We start from the raw sequence: 17,786 nt of genomic DNA on the forward strand, positions 1-17,786 counted from the left end.
GACAAAGGACTGATCCATGCCCAACGTACTGATCACCGGGTGCTCCAGTGGCATTGGCCGTGCCCTGGCGGACGCCTTCAAGCAAGCCGGCTTTGACGTGTGGGCCAGCGCCCGGCGCAGCGAGGATGTGGCGGCACTCGCCAGCGCCGGCTTTAACGCGGTGCAACTGGACGTCAACGGCAGCGCTGCACTGGCGCAGTTGGCCGGGCAGGTCGGCGAGCTGGATGTGCTGATCAACAACGCCGGCTACGGCGCCATGGGCCCGTTGCTCGACGGCGGCACCCAGGCGATGCAGCAGCAATTCGAGACCAACGTATTCTCAGTGGTCGGCGTGACTCAAGCGCTGTTCCCGGCCCTGCGTCGCCGTAAAGGGTTGGTGGTGAATATCGGCAGCGTGTCCGGCGTGTTGGTCACACCGTTCGCCGGTGCGTATTGCGCCTCGAAAGCTGCAGTGCATGCCTTGAGTGATGCGTTGCGCATGGAGCTCGCACCGTTTGACGTGCGGGTGATGGAAGTGCAGCCAGGCGCCATCGATACAAGTTTTGCAAAAAACGCCGGCACCCAGGCCGAACTGTTGATCAATGAAAAGTCGCCCTGGTGGCCACTGCGCGAAAGCATCCGCGCCCGGGCCAAGGCCTCCCAGGATCGGCCTACGCCCGCTCGCGATTTTGCCGCGGACGTGCTCAAGGCCGTGCAACAGGGCACGCCGCCGCGCCTGTTGCGCTCGGGTAATGGTTGCCGGGCACTGCCATTGATGGCGGCGTTGCTGCCCAAGGGCTTGCTGGAGACTGTCTTGAAAAAACGCTTTGGCCTGAGCGGCCAGCTCTAAGAGCCCCCGCCTCCCCGTGGCGAGGGAGCTTGCTCCCGCTGGGCTGCGCAGCAGCCCCAAAACCACCCATCCAAGTTTCCTGAAAGAATGCGCTGACCTTTTCAGGGGTGCTTCGCCCCCCAGCGGGAGCAAGCTCCCTCGCCACACGGTTTCTCGGCTGATCAGCCTTTCATGAAATCAATGAAGGCCCGCACTTTCAGGGGCAAATGCCGGGTATCCGGGTACAACGCGTACACCCCCTGCGGCGCAAATCGATACCCCGGCAGCAACCGCACCAAACGCCCCGCATCCAGGTCTTCCTGCACCAGCCACTGGGGCAGGATCGCCACGCCATGCCCGCGCACGGCAAACGCCTGGAGAATGGCGGCACTGTCGGCAACCAGTGAAGCCTTGCCGGGGCCTGGACGGTACAGGTGCTCATGGCCGGCCGGGTCGAGCACCGTCAACTCCGTCAGCCGCCCGTGCCCCAGCTTGGGCAGTTGCTCCAGTTCTTCCAGCGTGGCGACCCCGGCAAACCCCGGTGCAGCCACAGCGAGGATTTCGTAGCTCGACAGCTGCACCGCCCGATGATTGGAGTCGAGCATCCGCCCCAATCGAATAGCCACATCGAAGCGCTCGGAGATCAGGTCGGCGTGGCTGGAGGAGGTGGATAACTGGATGTTCAATTCCGGGTGCAGGCCGCGAAAGGTTTCCACTGCCGGCACCACCACCGCCAATCCGTATTCGACGGTGGTGGTGATCCGCAATGTGCCCTTGAGCTGGCTGTGCTCCGAACGGGCTTCTTCCACCGCCAGGCGCGCTTCTTCCAGCATGCGCGTGCAGCGCAGGTAAAAGCGTTCGCCCGCATCGGTCAGTGCCAGTTGCCGAGTACTGCGGGTCAGCAGGGTCACGCCCAACTCGGCTTCCAGGCGCTTGAGGTTGAAGCTCACCACCGCTCGCGTCTGCCCGAGGACATCCGCGGCTGCCGTCAACGAACCGGCCTCGACCACGGCCTTGAAGGTGTCGAAACGATCCAGGCTGACCATATGCCACGCGCTCCTTTGTCAAAATATTTTTGACAATCTAACAGTCAAACCGCTGTTTCCCAAGTGCCCGCACCCGCCTACCCTGCCGCCATCCACAGCAGGAACTGCGCAATGACCTACCGCTCGAAAGTCACCTGGATCTTTCTACTGGGCTTCGCCCTCGACCTGGTGAACATGTTTGTCGCCACCATCGCTTACCCGGACATCGCCCGCGAGTTGCACGCCTCGGTCACGCAACTGGCATGGATCGGCAACGCCTACATGCTCGGCCTGACCGTCGTCATTCCCCTGAGTGTTTGGCTGGCGGCGCTGCTGGGTGAGCGCCGGTTGATTGCCGTCAGCCTGTTGCTGTTCGGCGTAGCCTCGGTGCTGGTGGGCCAGGCCGCCTCGATTGAAGCGCTGATCGGCTGGCGCCTGTTGCAGGGCTTGGGTGGCGGCTTGTTGATTCCGGTGGGGCAAGCCTTGGCCTATCGGCATTTTCCGCCGGCAGAACGCAGCCAACTGACAGCCAGGGTCATGCTGGTGGCGCTGCTGATTCCGGCGTTGTCGCCAGCATTGGGCGGCCTGGTGGTGGACAGCGTGTCGTGGCGCTGGATCTTTTTCGCCAACCTGCCGCTGGCGCTGATCACCGTGATGCTGACCTTGCGCTGGCTGGTGGCAGACACGCCCGCGTCCACACGCCCGGCGCTGGAGCTCGGTCACGTATTGGGCCAGGCTCGCCGCCCGATGCTGCGGGTCGCGATGCTGGTTTACCTGTTCATCCCGGGGGTGTTTATCGGCACCAGCCTGGTGGCGATTCTTTATCTGCACGGCCTCGGCTTTACCGCCAGCCACATCGGCGCGCTGATGCTGCCGTGGGCGCTGGCCTCGGGGCTGGCGATTGCCTTGAGCAAAAAACTGTTCAATCGCTGCGGGCCGAGGCCGCTGCTGCTGGCGGGCATGCTGCTGCAAGCCCTCGGCATCCTGTTGCTGATCGAGCCGCACCCGGTTGTCGTGGTGCTCGCCTACCTCCTGATGGGCCTGGGTGGCAGCCTGTGCAGCAGCACCGCGCAAACCCTGGCCTTTCTCGACATTCCGGCCGAGCGCATGGGGCATGCCAGCGCCTTGTGGAACATCAATCGGCAATTGAGTTTTTGCCTCGGTGCCGCCGTGCTCAGTGGGGTGCTGGCTGCGCTGGACTCGTTCACCGTCACCTTCGCGATTGCCGCGGCGTTGACCCTGTTTCCGTTATTTGCCGTACTGTGCCTGGATGCGTCCAAGGTACGGACACTGCTTCACCCTGCCAGCGAGCCCACACGATGATTGACTACCGCGATTTTTTTGATGAAGTGATCCAGGCCCATGTCGAGATCGAGCAATGGTTTGCCGGCACAGCCCCCGAGGGAACACTGGAGGTTTTGCTGAGGCGTTTTTCACCGGACTTTTCCATGATCACCCCGGCGGGCAAACAACTGGATTTTGCACTGCTCAACCAGCTGTTCAGCCAGGCTGGCGGCAAGCGGCCCGGGTTCAGGATCAGCCTCAGCGAGTTTGCCGGGATTGACCGACACGCCCGTGGCGCAACGGTAAGTTATCGCGAACAGCAGGTGGATGGCAGCGGTGCCCAAACCGATCGGCGATCGACCGTGGTGTTTGAAAAACAGGCCAGTGGCGCCCTGCTGTGGCGCCACTTGCACGAGACGTTTCTACAGGCCTGACACGGTCAAAATGTGGGAGCGGGCTTGCTCGCGAATGCGGTGGATCAGTCGATATTTTCGTTGACTGACAAACTGCCTTCGCGAGCAAGCCCGCTCCCACATTCAGTTCTGTGTTTGGTTGACGATCACGGTGCAGGTGATCCCCGCCGCCAACAGCACACCTTCCGGCACTTCATCGATGTGAATCCGCACCGGCACCCGCTGGGCCAGGCGCACCCAGTTGAACGTCGGGTTCACATCGGCGATCAACTCGCGGCTCTCCGGGTTGTCCCGGTCGTAGATGCCGCGCGAAATGCTTTCCACGTGCCCCTTGAGGGTTTCGCCGCTCATCAACTGCATGTCGGCCTTGTCCCCGACTTTGACGTGGGGCAGCTTGGTTTCTTCAAAGAAGCCATAGACCCAGAACGAGTTCATATCCACCACCGCCATCTTCGCCTCGCCAATACGCGCGTAGTCGCCACGGTGCACGTTGAGGTTGGTGACGTAGCCGTCGACCGCCGCCACCACCTGGGTGCGCTTGAGGTTCAGTTGCGCCGCTTCAAGCTGGGCCAGGGCATGTTGGTAGTCGGCAAGGGCCGAGTCGGCGATGTTACTGGCGTCGTCGCGGTTTTCCTTGGAGATCACCAGGGCGTCGAGGTCGGCGCGGCGGTGGGCGTTGACCTTGCGCATCTCCCAGGTGGCCTTGCGGGAAGCCACCAGGGATTGCGCCTGCTTGACCGCAATCTGGTAATGCTCGGGGTCGATCTGCATCAGCAGGTCGCCCTTTTTCACCAACTGGTTGTCACGCACCGGAACGTTGACCACTTCGCCGGTGACGTCGGCGGCGACGTTGATGATGTCGGCGCGCACCCGGCCATCGCGGGTCCAGGGAGTTTCCATGTAGTGCACCCACAACGTGCGGCCAATCCAGATCGCCAGGGCCAGTACCAGCAAGGTCGCGAGCAGGCTGAAAAACTTTTTCATCGGGGCATTCTCAACGGTAGACGGTCAGCGCCAGGGCGCCGAACAAGCAAGCGAACAGGCTCAGGCGCAGCAGCGCCGGGTGCCAGAAAAAACGGTACAGGTCAAAGCCGGCCAGAAACCGGTCAAGGGCCCAGGCCAGGCCCGCCGCGATCAGAAACATCAGGGTCATGGTGGGCATGTAGACGCCGTGGAAGGCGATTTCACGAGGCATGGGCGGGTCCTTCGGGCTTGAGGGCAGCCAGGGGTGATTGCGGGTCCAGCAATGAGGTGCGGATAAAGTGCAGGTAGCTTTTCACCCGGCGCAGGGCCGAGGTGTCGAAGTGCGGGGCGAAGGGTTCGTCGGTGGTCTGCACGCGGCTGATGGCGTGGTCCACGGCGATCAGGCTGCGTTCCAGGTTGCTGGCGCTGGGTTGCAGGAACAGCCGCACCAGCGAACGGCCCATCACCCGGATCGCCTGACGCCACGGCTGGGACTCGGCATACGCCGGGTGCACCGGCAGGATTGCCTGTTCCTTGCGCAATTCGATGATCGCGTGGCCGACTTCCAGCACCACGAACATCCAGCGCAGCAGGTTGCGTTGCACCTGGGGTTGCCCGGCGGCGAAACCATAGGCCTGGTGCAGCAGGTCGCGGGTGCGGCTTTCGAAACCTGACGCCAGGCCCTTGAGCTTGCCGCTGATGGCGAACACCACTTGCTCGCGCAAGTCCTGCTCCAGCCGGCGCCACAACCAGCGGCTGTTGGGCGGCAGGATGATCGCGCCTGCCGCCGCACACACCAGCATGCCGATGACCATCGCGATGTAGTCGTTGATGAAGGTGTAGGGGTTATAGACCGTGAGGTTGTCCGGCACCGAGCCGGTACTGAAGAAGATCAGCAACCCGACGCCAACGCCGGCGTACTGCGGGCGCGAAGCCAGGAACGAACCGAAGATGATCACCGGGGCGAGCATCACGCACAGCAACGGGAAACCGTCGATCCAGGGAAACACGAAGAACATTTCGACAAAGCCCACCAGCGCCCCGATCAAGGTGCCGCAAGCCATTTGAAAGGCCATGCGCTTGGGGTTGGGGGTGGCGGCCGACAAACCCACCGTCGCCGCGGCGATCAGGGTCATGGTGGCGCCACTGGGCCAGGCCGTGGCCACCCAGTAACTGCCGAGCACGATCAGGATAAACGAGGCGCGAATCCCCGAGGCGGCGCAGGCCAGCCAGTTGGTTTTGGGGGTGTAGGGTTCGTCCCAGTGTTCGCGCTCGTGGCTGTGATCCGCCAGGGAGGCGTGGGTCTGGGCGTAGTTGTGCAAGTCGTCGACGAAGCGGTACAGCAGCTCATAGGCGGTGTGAAAGTCCAACAGTTCGGCGTCGCTGGGGGCGCTTTCCTGGAAGCGGGTGCGCAGGCTGCGCACCTTGGCGGGCAGGCCTTCCTTGTAGGCGTTCAACTGATTGGCCAGGCGCGCCGCATCGGGGCTGGTGAGCGCACGGCCGGAAAACCCGTCGAGCAGTTCCGCCAGGTCTTGCAGGCCCGGCTTGATCGCAGCCACCACGTGATCGGCCTCCTGGCTGCGCAGGCGCTCGAGCAATTGGTGCAAGGCGTTGAAGCGCGTGGTGATGCCCATGAACTCGCTGTTCAAGCGCGTCAGCCGGCCATTGCGCCGACGCATGTGCGGGTCTTCGAACACGGTGATGCTGCGCAGCCCTTCCAGGCCCACGGCTTCGGCGATAAAGCGCACGTTGCTGCGTTCAAAGCCTTCGCGCTCGCTGCGACCGCGCAGGCCGTCGGTGACGAACAGCGCGAACACACCGAAGCGCTGGTACAGGGCGTTGCGCATCGCAGCGCTGGAGGTTTGCGGCAGGATCGCGGCGCTGACCAGCGTGGAGCAGACAATCCCCAACGAAATTTCCAGGACTCGCCACACCGCCGCCATAAACGCGCCGTCGGGATGGGCCAGGGCCGGCAAGCCGACCATCGCCGCGGTGTAGCCGGCCAGCACAAAACCGTAGGCGCGAAAGTTGCGATTGCGGGTCGCGCCAGCAGTGCAGATGCCGACCCAGATCGCCAGCGAACCGAGGAACAGTTCAGTGTTCTGCGCAAACAACGCGATCAGGAACACCATCACCGCCGAGCCCGCCAGGGTGCCCAGGAAGCGGTAGAAACTCTTGGCGAACACCTGGCCGCTTTGCGGCTGCATCACAATAAACACCGTGATCATCGCGGTACGCGGTTGCGGCAATTCCAGGCGCATGGCCAGCCACAGCGTCAGGAACGCCGCGATCAGCACCTTGAAGATATAGACCCAGGTCACGCCATCACTGCGCGCCCAATCGAAGAAACCACGGCGCCACTCAAGCGAGTGCAACCAGCGCAGCGGTGCAGGCAAGGGAGTCATCGCATCCTACTCAGTGATCAAACACGGCGAGGGCCGCCGGGGTCTTGCTCGGTAAGGTCTGGCTGTCCTGAGGCACATCGCTGCCGGCACCGAGGCCACCGCCCAACGCGGTCACCAGTTCGGCGTGGGCACTCAGGCGTGCAGCCTGGACCTGCTGCTGCACCTGCTGCTGGCGGAACAACAGGCTCTGGGCATTCAGCACGTTGAGGTAGTCGGTGAGGCCGCGCTGGTAGGCGATCATCGCGATGTCATAGGTTTTCTGCGCCGAGGCCACGGATTCGGCGGCGAAGGCTTGCTGCTTGTCCATCGACTCACGGCGGATCAACTGGTCGCTGATGCCCTTGAGCGCGTTGACCAGGGTCTGGTTGTAGTGCGCGACGGCGATGTCGTAGCCGGCGCTGGCTTCACCCAGTTGCGAGCGCAGGCGGCCACCGTCGAAGATCGGCAGGCTGATGGCCGGGCCGGCGGTGTAGTTGAGCTTTTTACCCGTGAGGAAACTCAGCATTCCGCCGCCGGTGGCGACGTAGCCGAGGCTGCCCACCAGGTCGACGTTGGGGTAGAAACCGGCGTGGGCCACATCAATGCCACGGGCCTGGGCCGCCACTTGCCAGCGGCTGGCGACCACGTCCGGGCGCTGGCCGAGCAGTTCGGCGGGCAAGCTCGACGGCAGTTTCAGCGGCGCGGCCAGGGACAAGGTGGGCCGCTGCAACTGCGCGCCCGCCCCCGGCCCTTTGCCCGCCAGCGCGGCCAACTGGTTGCGACTCAGGGCGATCTGTTCATCCAGGGCGTCCAGCTGGCGATGGGTTTCCGGCAGCGGCGTCTCAGCCTGGCTGACTTCGAAGTGGGTGCCGATCCCGCCATTCAAACGCTTTTGCGCCAGGTCGAGAATCTGTTGTTGCTGGGCCAGGGTGGCGGCCACGATATCGCGCTGGGCGAAGTGCAACGACAGCTGGATATAGGCGCGCACCACGTTGTTCTGCAATTCGAGCTGCGCCTGGCGCGCTTCGGCGGCGCTCATGTGGGCCATGTCCACGGCGCGCTCGGTGGCGTTGCTTTCGCGGCCCCAGAGGTCGAGGGCATAGCTCAAGCCCAGGGACGCGTTGTTGTCCCAGGTGGTGGAGTTGTCCAGCGCGCCCGGGCCGTAGAATTGGTCGCTCGGCCAGTTATGGCGCTTGAGCGTGGCATCACCATTGATCTGCAACGACTCGGCCGACTCGGCGATCCCGGCCATGGCCCGGGCTTCACGCACACGTGCAGCGGCCATGGCCATGCTCGGGCTGCCTTGCACGGCGAGGTCGATCCAGTGGTTGAGTTGCGGGTCGCCGTAGGCTTGCCACCATTGCGCGGTGGGCCAGTGGGCGTCCTGGGCGGCGCTTTTGATCGCCTCGTCGGTGGCCAATGAACTGGCGACGAGTGACTGGCCTTGAGGGGCAATTCCTCCGGTTCCGATGCAGCCGCTGATTGCTAACGATAAGGCCCAAACACTGAGAGTCTTCAGCTCTCTGCTGATGCGACGCGGCACTGCTGCGAATTCCTGAGAGGGTGTTGCGGGGAAGGTGGCGCAATTCTAAGGGGCGGGCCGGATGGCGATAAGGTGGGATTCTTGTGAATCTTTGTTACCGTTCAGGCGATAATCCGTTCGTAGGGATCACTGGATCCTGCAACTTCGTGTCACAATTTGCCATCTCCCCTGAGAGCACCTTAATGGACACCTTGCAAAACATGCGCGCCTTCAGTTGTGTGGCCGAAGCCGGCAGCTTCACCGCCGCCGCCGTGCAACTGGATACCACCACGGCCAACGTCTCGCGCGCGGTCTCCAACCTTGAGGCCCATCTGCAAACCCGTTTGCTCAACCGCACCACCCGCCGCATCGCCCTGACCGAGGCCGGCAAGCGCTATTTGCTGCGTTGCGAGCAGATCCTGGCGTACGTCGAGGAAGCCGAGGCCGAAGCCAGCGACGCCCACGCCCGCCCGGCCGGGCAGTTGAAAGTGCACACCATGACCGGCATCGGCCAGCACTTCGTGATCGATGCGATTGCCCGCTACCGCCGCACCCACCCGGACGTGACCTTTGACCTGACCATGGCCAACCGCGTGCCGGACCTGCTGGATGAGGGTTACGACGTGTCCATCGTGCTCGCCAGCGAGCTGCCGGATTCGGGGTTTGTCTCGCAGCGCCTGGGGATAACTTACAGCATCGCCTGTGCCTCGCCGGCCTACGTCAAGGCCAACGGCTGCGCGCAACGGCCCAGCGACCTGCTCAACCACGCGTGCCTGCGCCTGGTCAGCCCGGTGATTCAGCTGGATAAATGGTCGTTCAATGGCCCGGAAGGCCAGGAAAGTGTGGCGATCAACAGCTCACCGTTCCTGGTGAACTCGGCGGATGCGATGAAGACCGCGATCACCAGCGGCATGGGCGTTGGCCTGTTGCCGGTGTATGCGGCGATTGAAGGGCTGCGCAACGGCACCCTGGTGCGGGTGATGCCCAACTACCGCTCCCAGGAGCTCAACCTGTACGCCATCTACCCGTCGCGCCAATACCTGGATGCGAAGATCAAGACGTGGGTGGAATACCTGCGCAGCTCCCTGCCGGAAATCATGGCCGCGCATCAGGCGGAACTGGCGGCCTATGAGCTAAGTGGCAGTTTGGGCGGGGTACGACTGAGTAACTGAGGGGGGCAGCCACTACACCGGCAGCGTAATGCCAAAGGTGTTGCCGCCGCCCTCGCTGCGCACAAACACATCTCCGCCGTGCATCAACGCGATCGCCTTGACGATCGCCAGTCCCAACCCGTGATTCGCCCCACTATTGCTGCGGGACGCGTCCACCCGATAGAACCGCTCGAACAACCGGGGCAGATGCTCGCTGGCAATCTCATCGCCCGGGTTGGTCACCCCGATCGCCACGTGATTCGCCAGCACTTCGATCTTCACCTCGATCACCTGGCCAGGCGCCGTATGCTGCACCGCATTGCTCAACAGGTTGATCAACGCCCGGCGCAAGTGCGCCTTCTCGATCTGCACCTGGGCATCGCCGGTCACACGCACCTGCACCTGGGCGTCCTCGAGGATAAAGTCCAGGTAGTCCAGGGTGGTCGCCACTTCATCCGCCAGCGAACTGGTGATCAGCTTGGTGGCCTTGCTGCCCTGGTCTGCACTGGCCAGGAACAGCATGTCATTGATGATCGAGCGCAGCCGTTCCAGCTCTTCGAGGTTCGATTGCAGCACCTCGAAATAATGCTCGGCCGAACGCCCACGGGTCAGCGCCACCTGGGTCTGGCCGATCAGGTTGGTCAGCGGCGAGCGCAGCTCATGGGCCACATCGGCGTTGAATGACTCCAGGCGCGAATAGGCCTGCTCCACCCGGTCGAGGGTCGAGTTGAAGGAGTTGACGAACTGCTTCAGCTCCGGCGGCAATGGCGACAATTGCAGGCGCCCGGAGAGTTTCGGCGGTGCAAGTTTCTGCGCCTCGTCCGACAGCTTGATCAGCGGCTTGAGACCGATGCGCGCCACCCAGAACCCCAGCAGCGAGGCCAGCAGCACGCCGACAAACGCCAGGCCGATCAGCGCCACCAGCAGTTGATGCTGGGTGGCGCGGAAGTTCTCGGTGTCGACCGCGATCAGGAAACGCAGCGGCGGGCGTTGCTCCTTGGCTGGAAACTGGCTGACCAATACTTTGAACGGGTAGGCATGGCCCGGCAGGCGCAAGTCGCGCTTGCCGGTCGGGCCGCCGGCGAAGGCGCGAATCTGCGCGTCCGGGTTGCCGTATTCGTAGGTCGGGTCGCTGCTCACCACCCAGAAGCGAATGCGCTTGTCTTCCTCTCCCAACAACTTGAGCTTGGCGGTGATCTTCGCCCAATGGTCCGGCGTACCGAAGCGATTGACCGAAGACTCCAGCACGCTGTAGCGCGCATCCAGCTCGGCCCCGGGCAGCAGGCCCAGGCCTTTGTCCACCTGCTGGTACAGCGCGCCGCCGATCAACAGGAAGATCAGCAGCGCGACCAGGGTGAACATGCCGCTCAGGCGCAGGGCGATGGAGTTAGCCGACACTGCGGTTCTCCAGCACGTAACCCATGCCACGGATGGTGTGCAGCAGTTTCTGTTCGAACGGCCCGTCGAGCTTGGCCCGCAGGCGTTTGATCGCTACTTCCACCACATTGGCGTCACTGTCGAAATTGATGTCCCAGACCATTTCCGCAATCGAGGTCTTGGACAGGATTTCACCCTGGCGCCGGGCCAATACGCTGAGCAGCGAGAACTCCTTGGCGGTCAGGTCCAGGCGAACGCCGTTGCGACTGGCCTTGCGGCTGATCAGGTCGATCCACAGGTCGGCGATGGTCACCTGCACCGGCTCATGCCCGCCACTGCGACGGGTAAGGGCTTGCAGGCGCGCCACCAGTTCGAGGAACGAGAACGGCTTGCCGAGGTAATCATCCGCGCCTTCGCGCAGGCCGCGAATACGGTCTTCCACGCGCTCGCGGGCGGTGAGCATGATCACCGGCGTCTGCTTGCGCGCCCGCAGCGCGCGCAATACGCCAAAGCCATCCAGGCCGGGCAGCATCACGTCGAGCACGATGACCGCGTAATCGTTCTCCAGGGCCAGGTGCAACCCTTCGACGCCTTCACGGGCGACGTCGACGGTATAGCCTTGCTCCGTCAGGCCGCGGTGCAGGTAGTCGGCGGTTTTTTCTTCGTCTTCAATAATCAGTACACGCATGAGCCTTTTGTTCCAGGACGGGGCCTCAGCCTCAGTGTGTGATTGCCAGCTGGGGAGCTGGTTTGGGTCTGTGGAAAAACTTCTCGAGGTACAAGTATATGACCGGTGTGGTGAACAGCGTCAGCGCCTGGCTCACCAGTAACCCGCCCACCACCGCGATACCCAGCGGCTGGCGCATTTCCGCGCCGGGGCCGGAGCCCAGCATCAGCGGCACCGCACCCAGCAGGGCGGCCAGGGTGGTCATGATGATCGGCCGGAACCGCGTGACACACGCCTCATAAATCGCTTCCTCGGGCGGCAGGCCGCGTACGCGCTGGGCGTCCAGGGCGAAGTCGATCATCAGGATACCGTTCTTCTTCACGATCCCGATCAGCAGCACCAGGCCGATCAACGCCATGATCGAAAAGTCCTGGCCCATCAGTGACAGCATGATCAGCGCCCCCAACCCCGCCGACGGCAAGGTGGAAATGATCGTCAGCGGGTGCACGAAGCTTTCGTACAGCACACCCAGGATAATGTAGACCGCCACCAGTGCCGCGAGGATCAGCCAGGGCTGGCTGGCCAATGAACTCTGGAACGCCTGGGCCGCGCCCTGGAAGTTGCCGATGATGGTGGTCGGCATGCCGATTTCATTCTTCGCCTGGTTGAGCAGGATCACCGCATCGCCCAACGCGACGCCGGGTGCCAGGTTGAACGACAGGTTGGCCGCCGGGAACATGCCGTCATGGCTGATGGACAAGGGCCCGACGGTGGGCGGGTCGACCTTGGCCACCGCCGACAGCGGCACCATCTCGTTGGTCAGCGGCGAGCGCAGGTAGAAGTAGTTCAGGCTTTCGGCCTTGCCGCGTTGCTGGGTGTCCAGTTCCAGCACCACCTGGTACTGGTTGATCTCGGTCTGGAACTCGTTGATCTGGCGCTGGCCGAATGCGTCGTACAGTGCCTGGTCCACATCGGTGGCGGTGAGGCCAAACCGCGCGGCGGCCTGACGGTCGATGCTGATGTGGGTGATGCTGCCGCCCAGTTGCAAGTCGTTGGACAGGTCGCGGAACGCCGGGTTGGCCCGCAGTTTTTCGGTGAGGCGCTGGGTCCAGGTATTCAGGGTCGGGCCGTCATTGCTCTTGAGCACGTACTGGTACTGGGCGCGGCTGGGGCCGGAGCTCAAGTTGATGTCCTGGCCGGCCCGCAGGTACAGGACGATGCCCGGCACTTTCGCCAGTTTCGGGCGGATCCGGTCGATAAACTGGCTGGCCGACACGTCGCGATCCCCGCGATCTTTCAAGGCAATCCAGAACCGGCCGTTGGCGATGGTCTGGTTGCTGCCGGTCACACCCACCGAATGGGAGAACGCTTCCACCGCCGGGTCATCCTTGACGATCTCGGCGATTGCCTTGTGCTTGGCGACCATGTCCGGGAACGACACGTCGGCCGCCGCTTCGCTGGTGCCGAGGACGAAGCCGGTGTCTTGTACCGGAAAGAAACCCTTGGGGATAAACACGTAGCCGACCACGGCCAGGGCCAGGGTCACCATGAAGATCGCGGCCATGGTGCGTTGGTGGGCCAGGGCGCGGCGCAGATTGCGCGCATAGCCGGCCAGCAGGCGTTCGCTGAAACCGGGTTTGTCGTGGGCATGATGGGTTGGTGCGCGCATGAACAACGCGGCCAGGGTCGGCGCCAGGGTCAGCGAGACCACCACCGAAATCAGGATGGTCGAGGTGGCTGTCAAGGCAAACTCCTTGAACAACCGCCCCACCACTCCGCCCATGAACAGCAGCGGAATAAACGCCGCCACCAGCGAGAAGCTGATGGACACCACGGTAAAGCCGATTTCACCCGCGCCCTTGATCGCCGCTTCGCGCTTGTCGAGGCCCGCCTCCAGATGGCGGTGAATGTTTTCCACCACCACGATGGCATCGTCCACCACAAACCCCACGGCGATCACGATCGCCACCAGGGTCAGGTTGTTCAGGCTGAAGCCCATCAGATACATCAGGGCAAAACTGGCGACCAGCGACACGCCGAGCACGCTGGACACGATCAACGTGGCCGACAGCTGGCGCAGGAACAGCGCCATCACCGCCACCACCAGCAGGATGGCGATCAGCAGGGTCACTTCCACTTCATGCAGGGACGCGCGGATGGTCTTGGTGCGGTCGGTCAACACGCTGACCTGCACCGAGGCCGGCAGCATGGCTTGCAGGCGCGGCAGTTCGGCTTGAATGCGGTCCACGGTCTCGACGATATTCGCGCCGGGCTGGCGGGAGATCACCAGGTTGACCCCTGGGGTGTCGCCGGACCAGGCCTGCACGTAGGCGTTTTCCGAGCCGTTGATGACTTTGGCGATATCCCGCAGCTGTACAGGTGCCCCGTCCTTGTAGGACACGATCAGTTGGGCGTAATCCTCGGGGTGGAACAACTGGTCGTTGGTCGAGAGGGTCGACACGCTGTTCTCGCCGTAGATCGCGCCCTTGGCCAGGTTCAGGCTCGATTGCTGGATCGCCAGGCGCACGTCCGCCAGGGTCAGGCCGATGGCCGCGAGTTTATCGGCCGACGCCTGCACCCGGATGGCCGGGCGTTGCTGGCCGGTAATGTTGATCTGGCCGACCCCGTCGATCTGGCTGATCTGCCGGGCCAGCAGGGTTTCCACGTAGTCGCTCAGCTCGGTGCTGGGCATGCTGTCGGAGCTGACACTGAGGATCAGCACCGGGCTGTCCGCCGGGTTGACCTTCTTCCAGGTCGGCAGGCTCGGCATGTCGCTGGGCAGTTTGCCGGACGCGGTGTTGATCGCCGCCTGCACTTCCTGGGCGGCGGTGTCGATGCTCTTGGTGAGGGTGAATTGCAGGGTCAGCAGGCTGGAGCCCAAGGCACTGCTGGAAGTCATCTGGGTCATGCCGGGGATGGCGCTGAATTGCACCTCCAGCGGCGTTGCCACGGATGAAGCCATGGTGTCCGGGCTGGCGCCCGGCAGCGTGGCACTGACCTGGATCGTCGGAAATTCCGCTTCCGGCAGTGGGGCGATGGCCAGGCGTGGAAAGGCAATCATCCCGAGCAATACCAGCGCGAAGGTCAGCAGCAAGGTGGCGACCGGGTGGTCGACGCACCAGGCCGACGGCGAACGACTACCACTCATGGCTGCACCTTGGCATCAACGGTCTGGATCACCTGCGGCGGCTCCTTGAGCACATCGACCTGGGCGCCGGCCTTGAGCCGGGACTGGCCGTCGCTGACCAGCACATCGCCGGCCTGCACACCCTGGAGGATGTTCATGTCGCTGTTCTGGTACAGCACCTGCACCGGCACCACCTCAACCTTGTCACCCTTGAGCCGGTACACGAAGTGCGAATCCAGGCCGCGTTGCACCACGGTAGGCGGCACCACCAGGGCATTCTTGTGCAGGGCGGTCTGGATGCGGATCGTCACCAACTGCCCCGGCCAGAGTTTCTGAGCGCCGTTGCTGAACTCGGCCTTGGCGCGGATGGTGCCGGTGGTGCCGCTGATCTGGTTGTCGATCAGGCTCAGGCGGCCCTCCCCCAGCAGGTCGCCGGTCTGGCCGTCGGTGTCGGCGCCCATGTAGGCGTTGACGTCGGCGGGCAGTTGCGCGGCGATCAGGCCTTGCAGGGTCGGCAGCATCTGTTGCGGCAGGGAGAACTCGACGGCAATCGGGTCGATCTGGGTCACGGAGAACAAGCCCTGGGTGTCGCTCATGCGCAGGAAGTTGCCTTCATCCACTGTGCGAATCCCGACGCGACCGGTAACCGGCGAGCGAATCTGGGTGTAGGAAAGCTGCACCTGGGCCGAATCAATCGCGGCCTGGTTGCCTTGGGCCGTGGCCTTGAGCTGGTTGACCAGGGCTTGTTGCTGGTCATAGGTCTGCTTGGACACGCCGTCGTCGATGCTCAGTTCCTTGTAGCGTTTGAGGTTGACCAGCGCGACTTGCAGTTGCGCCTGGCTTTCCCCGAGTTGCGCCTTGGCCTGGTCCAGGCTGGCGCGGATCGAGCGGTCATCAATGGTCGCCAGCAGGTCGCCGGCCTTCACCAGTTGACCTTCCTTGACCAGCAATTTGGTAAGGATGCCGTCGATCTGCGGGCGAATCACCACACTGTGCAACGACAGCACCGAGCCGATGCCGCTGACAAACCGCGGGATGTCCTGCTGTTTGACGCTGATCACCCGCACCGGGATCGCCGACGATGCGGTCAGTTTGGTCTTGGCCGGGCGGGTCACCACCCAGGCAACCACGGCCAGTACCACAAGGACGCCCACGATCAAGGCAGGTTTTCGTTGAATGTGCATGGGGTGAGGCGCCAGGGCAAAGGATCGGAAGAATGAAGGCTCTTTATAGCCCGCCAACCGGGTCAGCAAAGTGACTGCTAACTGACAGCGCCGTCAGTAAAGTCCGACCATTCGTACGAGCAGTGGTTAAAGATCCAAGGCGCGCAGGTATACTGCGCGGCGGTGTGGCCTGCAAGTCGGGCCCGCGTCATTTTCAGTACTCCCCGGAGCCACCATGAATTCCCCGACACAACCCGCTGTTGAAGCGGTCGACATCGACCAACAGGCCAACCCTGACAGCGTCGAAGGCGAAACCAAGGCCGAGATCCCGGCGTTCAAGTTTCCGTTCAAGCCGGGCGAACTGGCCGGGGCGAAAAACGCCAGCCAGCCGTGGTACAAAAACGGCGCCAAGAACGGCCACACCAAGAGCCCGGGCATGGCGCCTCCCGGCACCCGTCGCTCGATGGGCAAGCGCTGACCGGTAATAAATCCTCCGTAATGGAGATTTATGCCTACAACAGTTACTGACGTTTCGCCTTGTAGGCCTGCGGCCAATTCTTGAAAGCTTGCATGACACCCGCTTGCCCCGACTCTTTCGCTCGGGGCTGGACGTGGTAAAGCTGGTTTTCTGGAAAAGGACGTCCCCTGTGGTTCTGATACGCACCTGTGTCGTGCTGTTGTTGTCGCTGATGGCCAGCGTTTTCTCCACCACTGCGGCCAGCGGTCAACCACGGCATGAAATTCGTTTCGCCGTTGCTGCGCAATTTCCACCCTTCCAAAGCCGCAATCAACATGGCCAGCTTGCAGGGCTGAACATCGAGCTGGGCAATGCCCTGTGCATACAGCTCAATGTGCGGTGTACCTGGGTCGACCAGGTCCTTGTGGAAAACTTCCCCGCCCTTGAAGCCAGGCAATTCGACGCGATCATGGGCATGGCCCCTACACTGAAACGGCGCCAGCGGGTGAATTTCACCGATAACCTTTATCCGATCACCACTCGCCTGGTGGCCCGCAAGACATCGGGGTTGAAGCCGACCCCACGGTCACTGAAGGGCAAGCGCGTGGGCGTTCTGGTGGGCAGCAACCGCGAAGCCTTCGCCCTGTCGAAGTGGGCGCCCAAGGGGGTAATCGTCAAGGCATTCTGGCGCAATGACGAGCTGATCCGCAGCCTGCTGGCAGGCGACATCGATGCAACATTGCAAGGCACCGTGGAAATCCGTGAGGCGCTGCTCGACACCGCTGATGGTCAGGTTTTCGACTTCCTCGGCCCTCACGTCTCCACCGAACTGCTGGGTAACGGCGTGGCGATCGCACTGCGCAAGCCCGACACCGCTTTGCGCAGCGCCCTCAATCACGCCCTCGAGCAACTGAAGCAGAGCGGCGAATACCAACGCATCATCGAGCCCTACCGGCTGGACGCGCCGCTCTCCAGACCGTAATGGCCAATTAATTGCGCGGAACATGAGCTGGATCAGTATTTGCCCAACCGGTGCGCTTAGAGTCGACGCCCTGCCGACTCCTCCAACAATCACGAGCGCGCTTTTCCATGAAGATCAATCTGCCGGTCACCGGTCGAAATGTGGATTTTGCCCCCGACGCCAATATCCTCTCGACCACCGACCTGACCAGCGCAATTACCTACGCCAACCAGGACTTCATCGATATCAGCGGCTACACCCGCGAGGAGCTGCTGGGCACGCCGCACAACCTGCTGCGTCACCCGGACATGCCGGCCGCGGCGTTTGCGCACATGTGGCAGGTATTGAAAAGCGGTCGCTCGTGGATGGGTATGGTGAAAAATCGCTGCAAGAACGGCGATCACTATTGGGTCAGTGCCTATGCCATGCCGGTCACCCGGGACGGCGTGACGGTGGAGTATCAATCGGTGCGCACCAAGCCCGA

At 63.0% G+C, this 17,786-nt stretch carries 15 protein-coding genes and 1 pseudogene; 7 read left to right on the forward strand and 9 right to left on the reverse strand.

The window, feature by feature from the left end; all coding sequences use genetic code 11:
* Positions 1-16 precede the first annotated feature (16 nt).
* Complete coding sequence (locus tag QF039_RS23255) at positions 17-829, forward strand: SDR family oxidoreductase (RefSeq protein WP_307520935.1); 813 nt, start codon at positions 17-19, stop codon at positions 827-829.
* 161 nt (positions 830-990) lie between these two features.
* Here QF039_RS23255 and QF039_RS23260 read toward each other — a convergent pair whose 3' ends face one another.
* On the reverse strand, positions 991-1,854 hold the full coding sequence (locus QF039_RS23260) for a LysR family transcriptional regulator (protein WP_003216270.1): 864 nt from the start codon (positions 1,852-1,854) through the stop codon (positions 991-993).
* A gap of 111 nt (positions 1,855-1,965) precedes the next feature.
* On the opposite strand from QF039_RS23260, the gene QF039_RS23265 reads away from it, so the two are divergent.
* Both QF039_RS23265 and QF039_RS23270 read left to right on the forward strand, forming a co-directional pair.
* Positions 1,966-3,156, forward strand: a complete 1,191-nt coding sequence (locus QF039_RS23265; protein WP_177049049.1) for an MFS transporter — start codon at positions 1,966-1,968, stop codon at positions 3,154-3,156.
* A complete protein-coding gene (locus tag QF039_RS23270; RefSeq protein WP_008434185.1) occupies positions 3,153-3,551 on the forward strand; it encodes a hypothetical protein in 399 nt (132 codons plus the stop codon). Before QF039_RS23265 ends, QF039_RS23270 begins: the two co-directional genes overlap by 4 nt.
* Positions 3,552-3,653: 102 nt before the next feature.
* Here QF039_RS23270 and QF039_RS23275 read toward each other — a convergent pair whose 3' ends face one another.
* Genes QF039_RS23275 through QF039_RS23290 form a run of 4 tightly spaced genes read right to left on the reverse strand, consistent with a single transcriptional unit; the run spans position 3,654 to position 8,420 of the window.
* Positions 3,654-4,514, reverse strand: a complete 861-nt coding sequence (locus tag QF039_RS23275; protein ID WP_087692839.1) for an HlyD family secretion protein — start codon at positions 4,512-4,514, stop codon at positions 3,654-3,656.
* A gap of 10 nt (positions 4,515-4,524) precedes the next feature.
* Complete coding sequence (locus QF039_RS23280; RefSeq protein WP_003216262.1) at positions 4,525-4,725, reverse strand: DUF1656 domain-containing protein; 201 nt, start codon at positions 4,723-4,725, stop codon at positions 4,525-4,527.
* Complete coding sequence (locus tag QF039_RS23285; RefSeq protein ID WP_307520939.1) at positions 4,715-6,898, reverse strand: FUSC family protein; 2,184 nt, start codon at positions 6,896-6,898, stop codon at positions 4,715-4,717. The genes QF039_RS23280 and QF039_RS23285 overlap by 11 nt, the downstream gene beginning before the upstream one ends.
* Positions 6,899-6,908: 10 nt before the next feature.
* The gene (locus QF039_RS23290; protein ID WP_307520941.1) at positions 6,909-8,420 is read right to left on the reverse strand and encodes an efflux transporter outer membrane subunit; all 1,512 of its coding nucleotides are present in this window, start codon (positions 8,418-8,420) and stop codon (positions 6,909-6,911) included.
* A 182-nt stretch (positions 8,421-8,602) separates the two neighbouring features.
* On the opposite strand from QF039_RS23290, the gene QF039_RS23295 reads away from it, so the two are divergent.
* Complete coding sequence (locus QF039_RS23295; protein ID WP_003216257.1) at positions 8,603-9,571, forward strand: LysR family transcriptional regulator; 969 nt, start codon at positions 8,603-8,605, stop codon at positions 9,569-9,571.
* Positions 9,572-9,583: 12 nt separating this feature from the next.
* On the opposite strand, the gene QF039_RS23300 is transcribed toward QF039_RS23295, so the two are convergent.
* Genes QF039_RS23300 through QF039_RS23315 form a run of 4 tightly spaced genes read right to left on the reverse strand, consistent with a single transcriptional unit; the run spans position 9,584 to position 15,905 of the window.
* Positions 9,584-10,948 carry a heavy metal sensor histidine kinase gene (locus QF039_RS23300; protein WP_307520944.1) on the reverse strand — a complete coding sequence of 455 codons (1,365 nt, stop codon included), beginning with the start codon at positions 10,946-10,948 and terminating at the stop codon, positions 9,584-9,586.
* Entirely contained in the window at positions 10,938-11,615 is a 678-nt protein-coding gene (locus QF039_RS23305) for a heavy metal response regulator transcription factor (protein WP_003216255.1), read from the reverse strand. Before QF039_RS23305 ends, QF039_RS23300 begins: the two co-directional genes overlap by 11 nt.
* Positions 11,616-11,646: 31 nt before the next feature.
* On the reverse strand, positions 11,647-14,742 hold the full coding sequence (locus QF039_RS23310) for a multidrug efflux RND transporter permease subunit (protein ID WP_008434191.1): 3,096 nt from the start codon (positions 14,740-14,742) through the stop codon (positions 11,647-11,649).
* Positions 14,739-15,905, reverse strand: coding sequence for an efflux RND transporter periplasmic adaptor subunit (locus tag QF039_RS23315; protein WP_003216249.1), 1,167 nt, complete (start codon positions 15,903-15,905; stop codon positions 14,739-14,741). Before QF039_RS23315 ends, QF039_RS23310 begins: the two co-directional genes overlap by 4 nt.
* 214 nt (positions 15,906-16,119) lie before the next feature.
* Here QF039_RS23315 and QF039_RS23320 point away from each other — a divergent pair, with 214 nt between their 5' ends.
* The 3 genes and pseudogenes from QF039_RS23320 to QF039_RS33820 form a co-directional block, all read left to right on the forward strand.
* Entirely contained in the window at positions 16,120-16,362 is a 243-nt protein-coding gene (locus QF039_RS23320) for a hypothetical protein (protein ID WP_003216247.1), read from the forward strand.
* A 169-nt stretch (positions 16,363-16,531) separates the two neighbouring features.
* Complete coding sequence (locus tag QF039_RS23325) at positions 16,532-17,323, forward strand: transporter substrate-binding domain-containing protein (protein WP_008434195.1); 792 nt, start codon at positions 16,532-16,534, stop codon at positions 17,321-17,323.
* 107 nt (positions 17,324-17,430) lie between these two features.
* Positions 17,431-17,712: pseudogene (locus tag QF039_RS33820) on the forward strand (PAS domain-containing protein); the annotation flags it as partial.
* Positions 17,713-17,786: the final 74 nt, after the last annotated feature.

Source organism: Pseudomonas sp. W2I6 (assembly GCF_030815935.1).
Taxonomy (GTDB): Bacteria; Pseudomonadota; Gammaproteobacteria; order Pseudomonadales; family Pseudomonadaceae; genus Aquipseudomonas.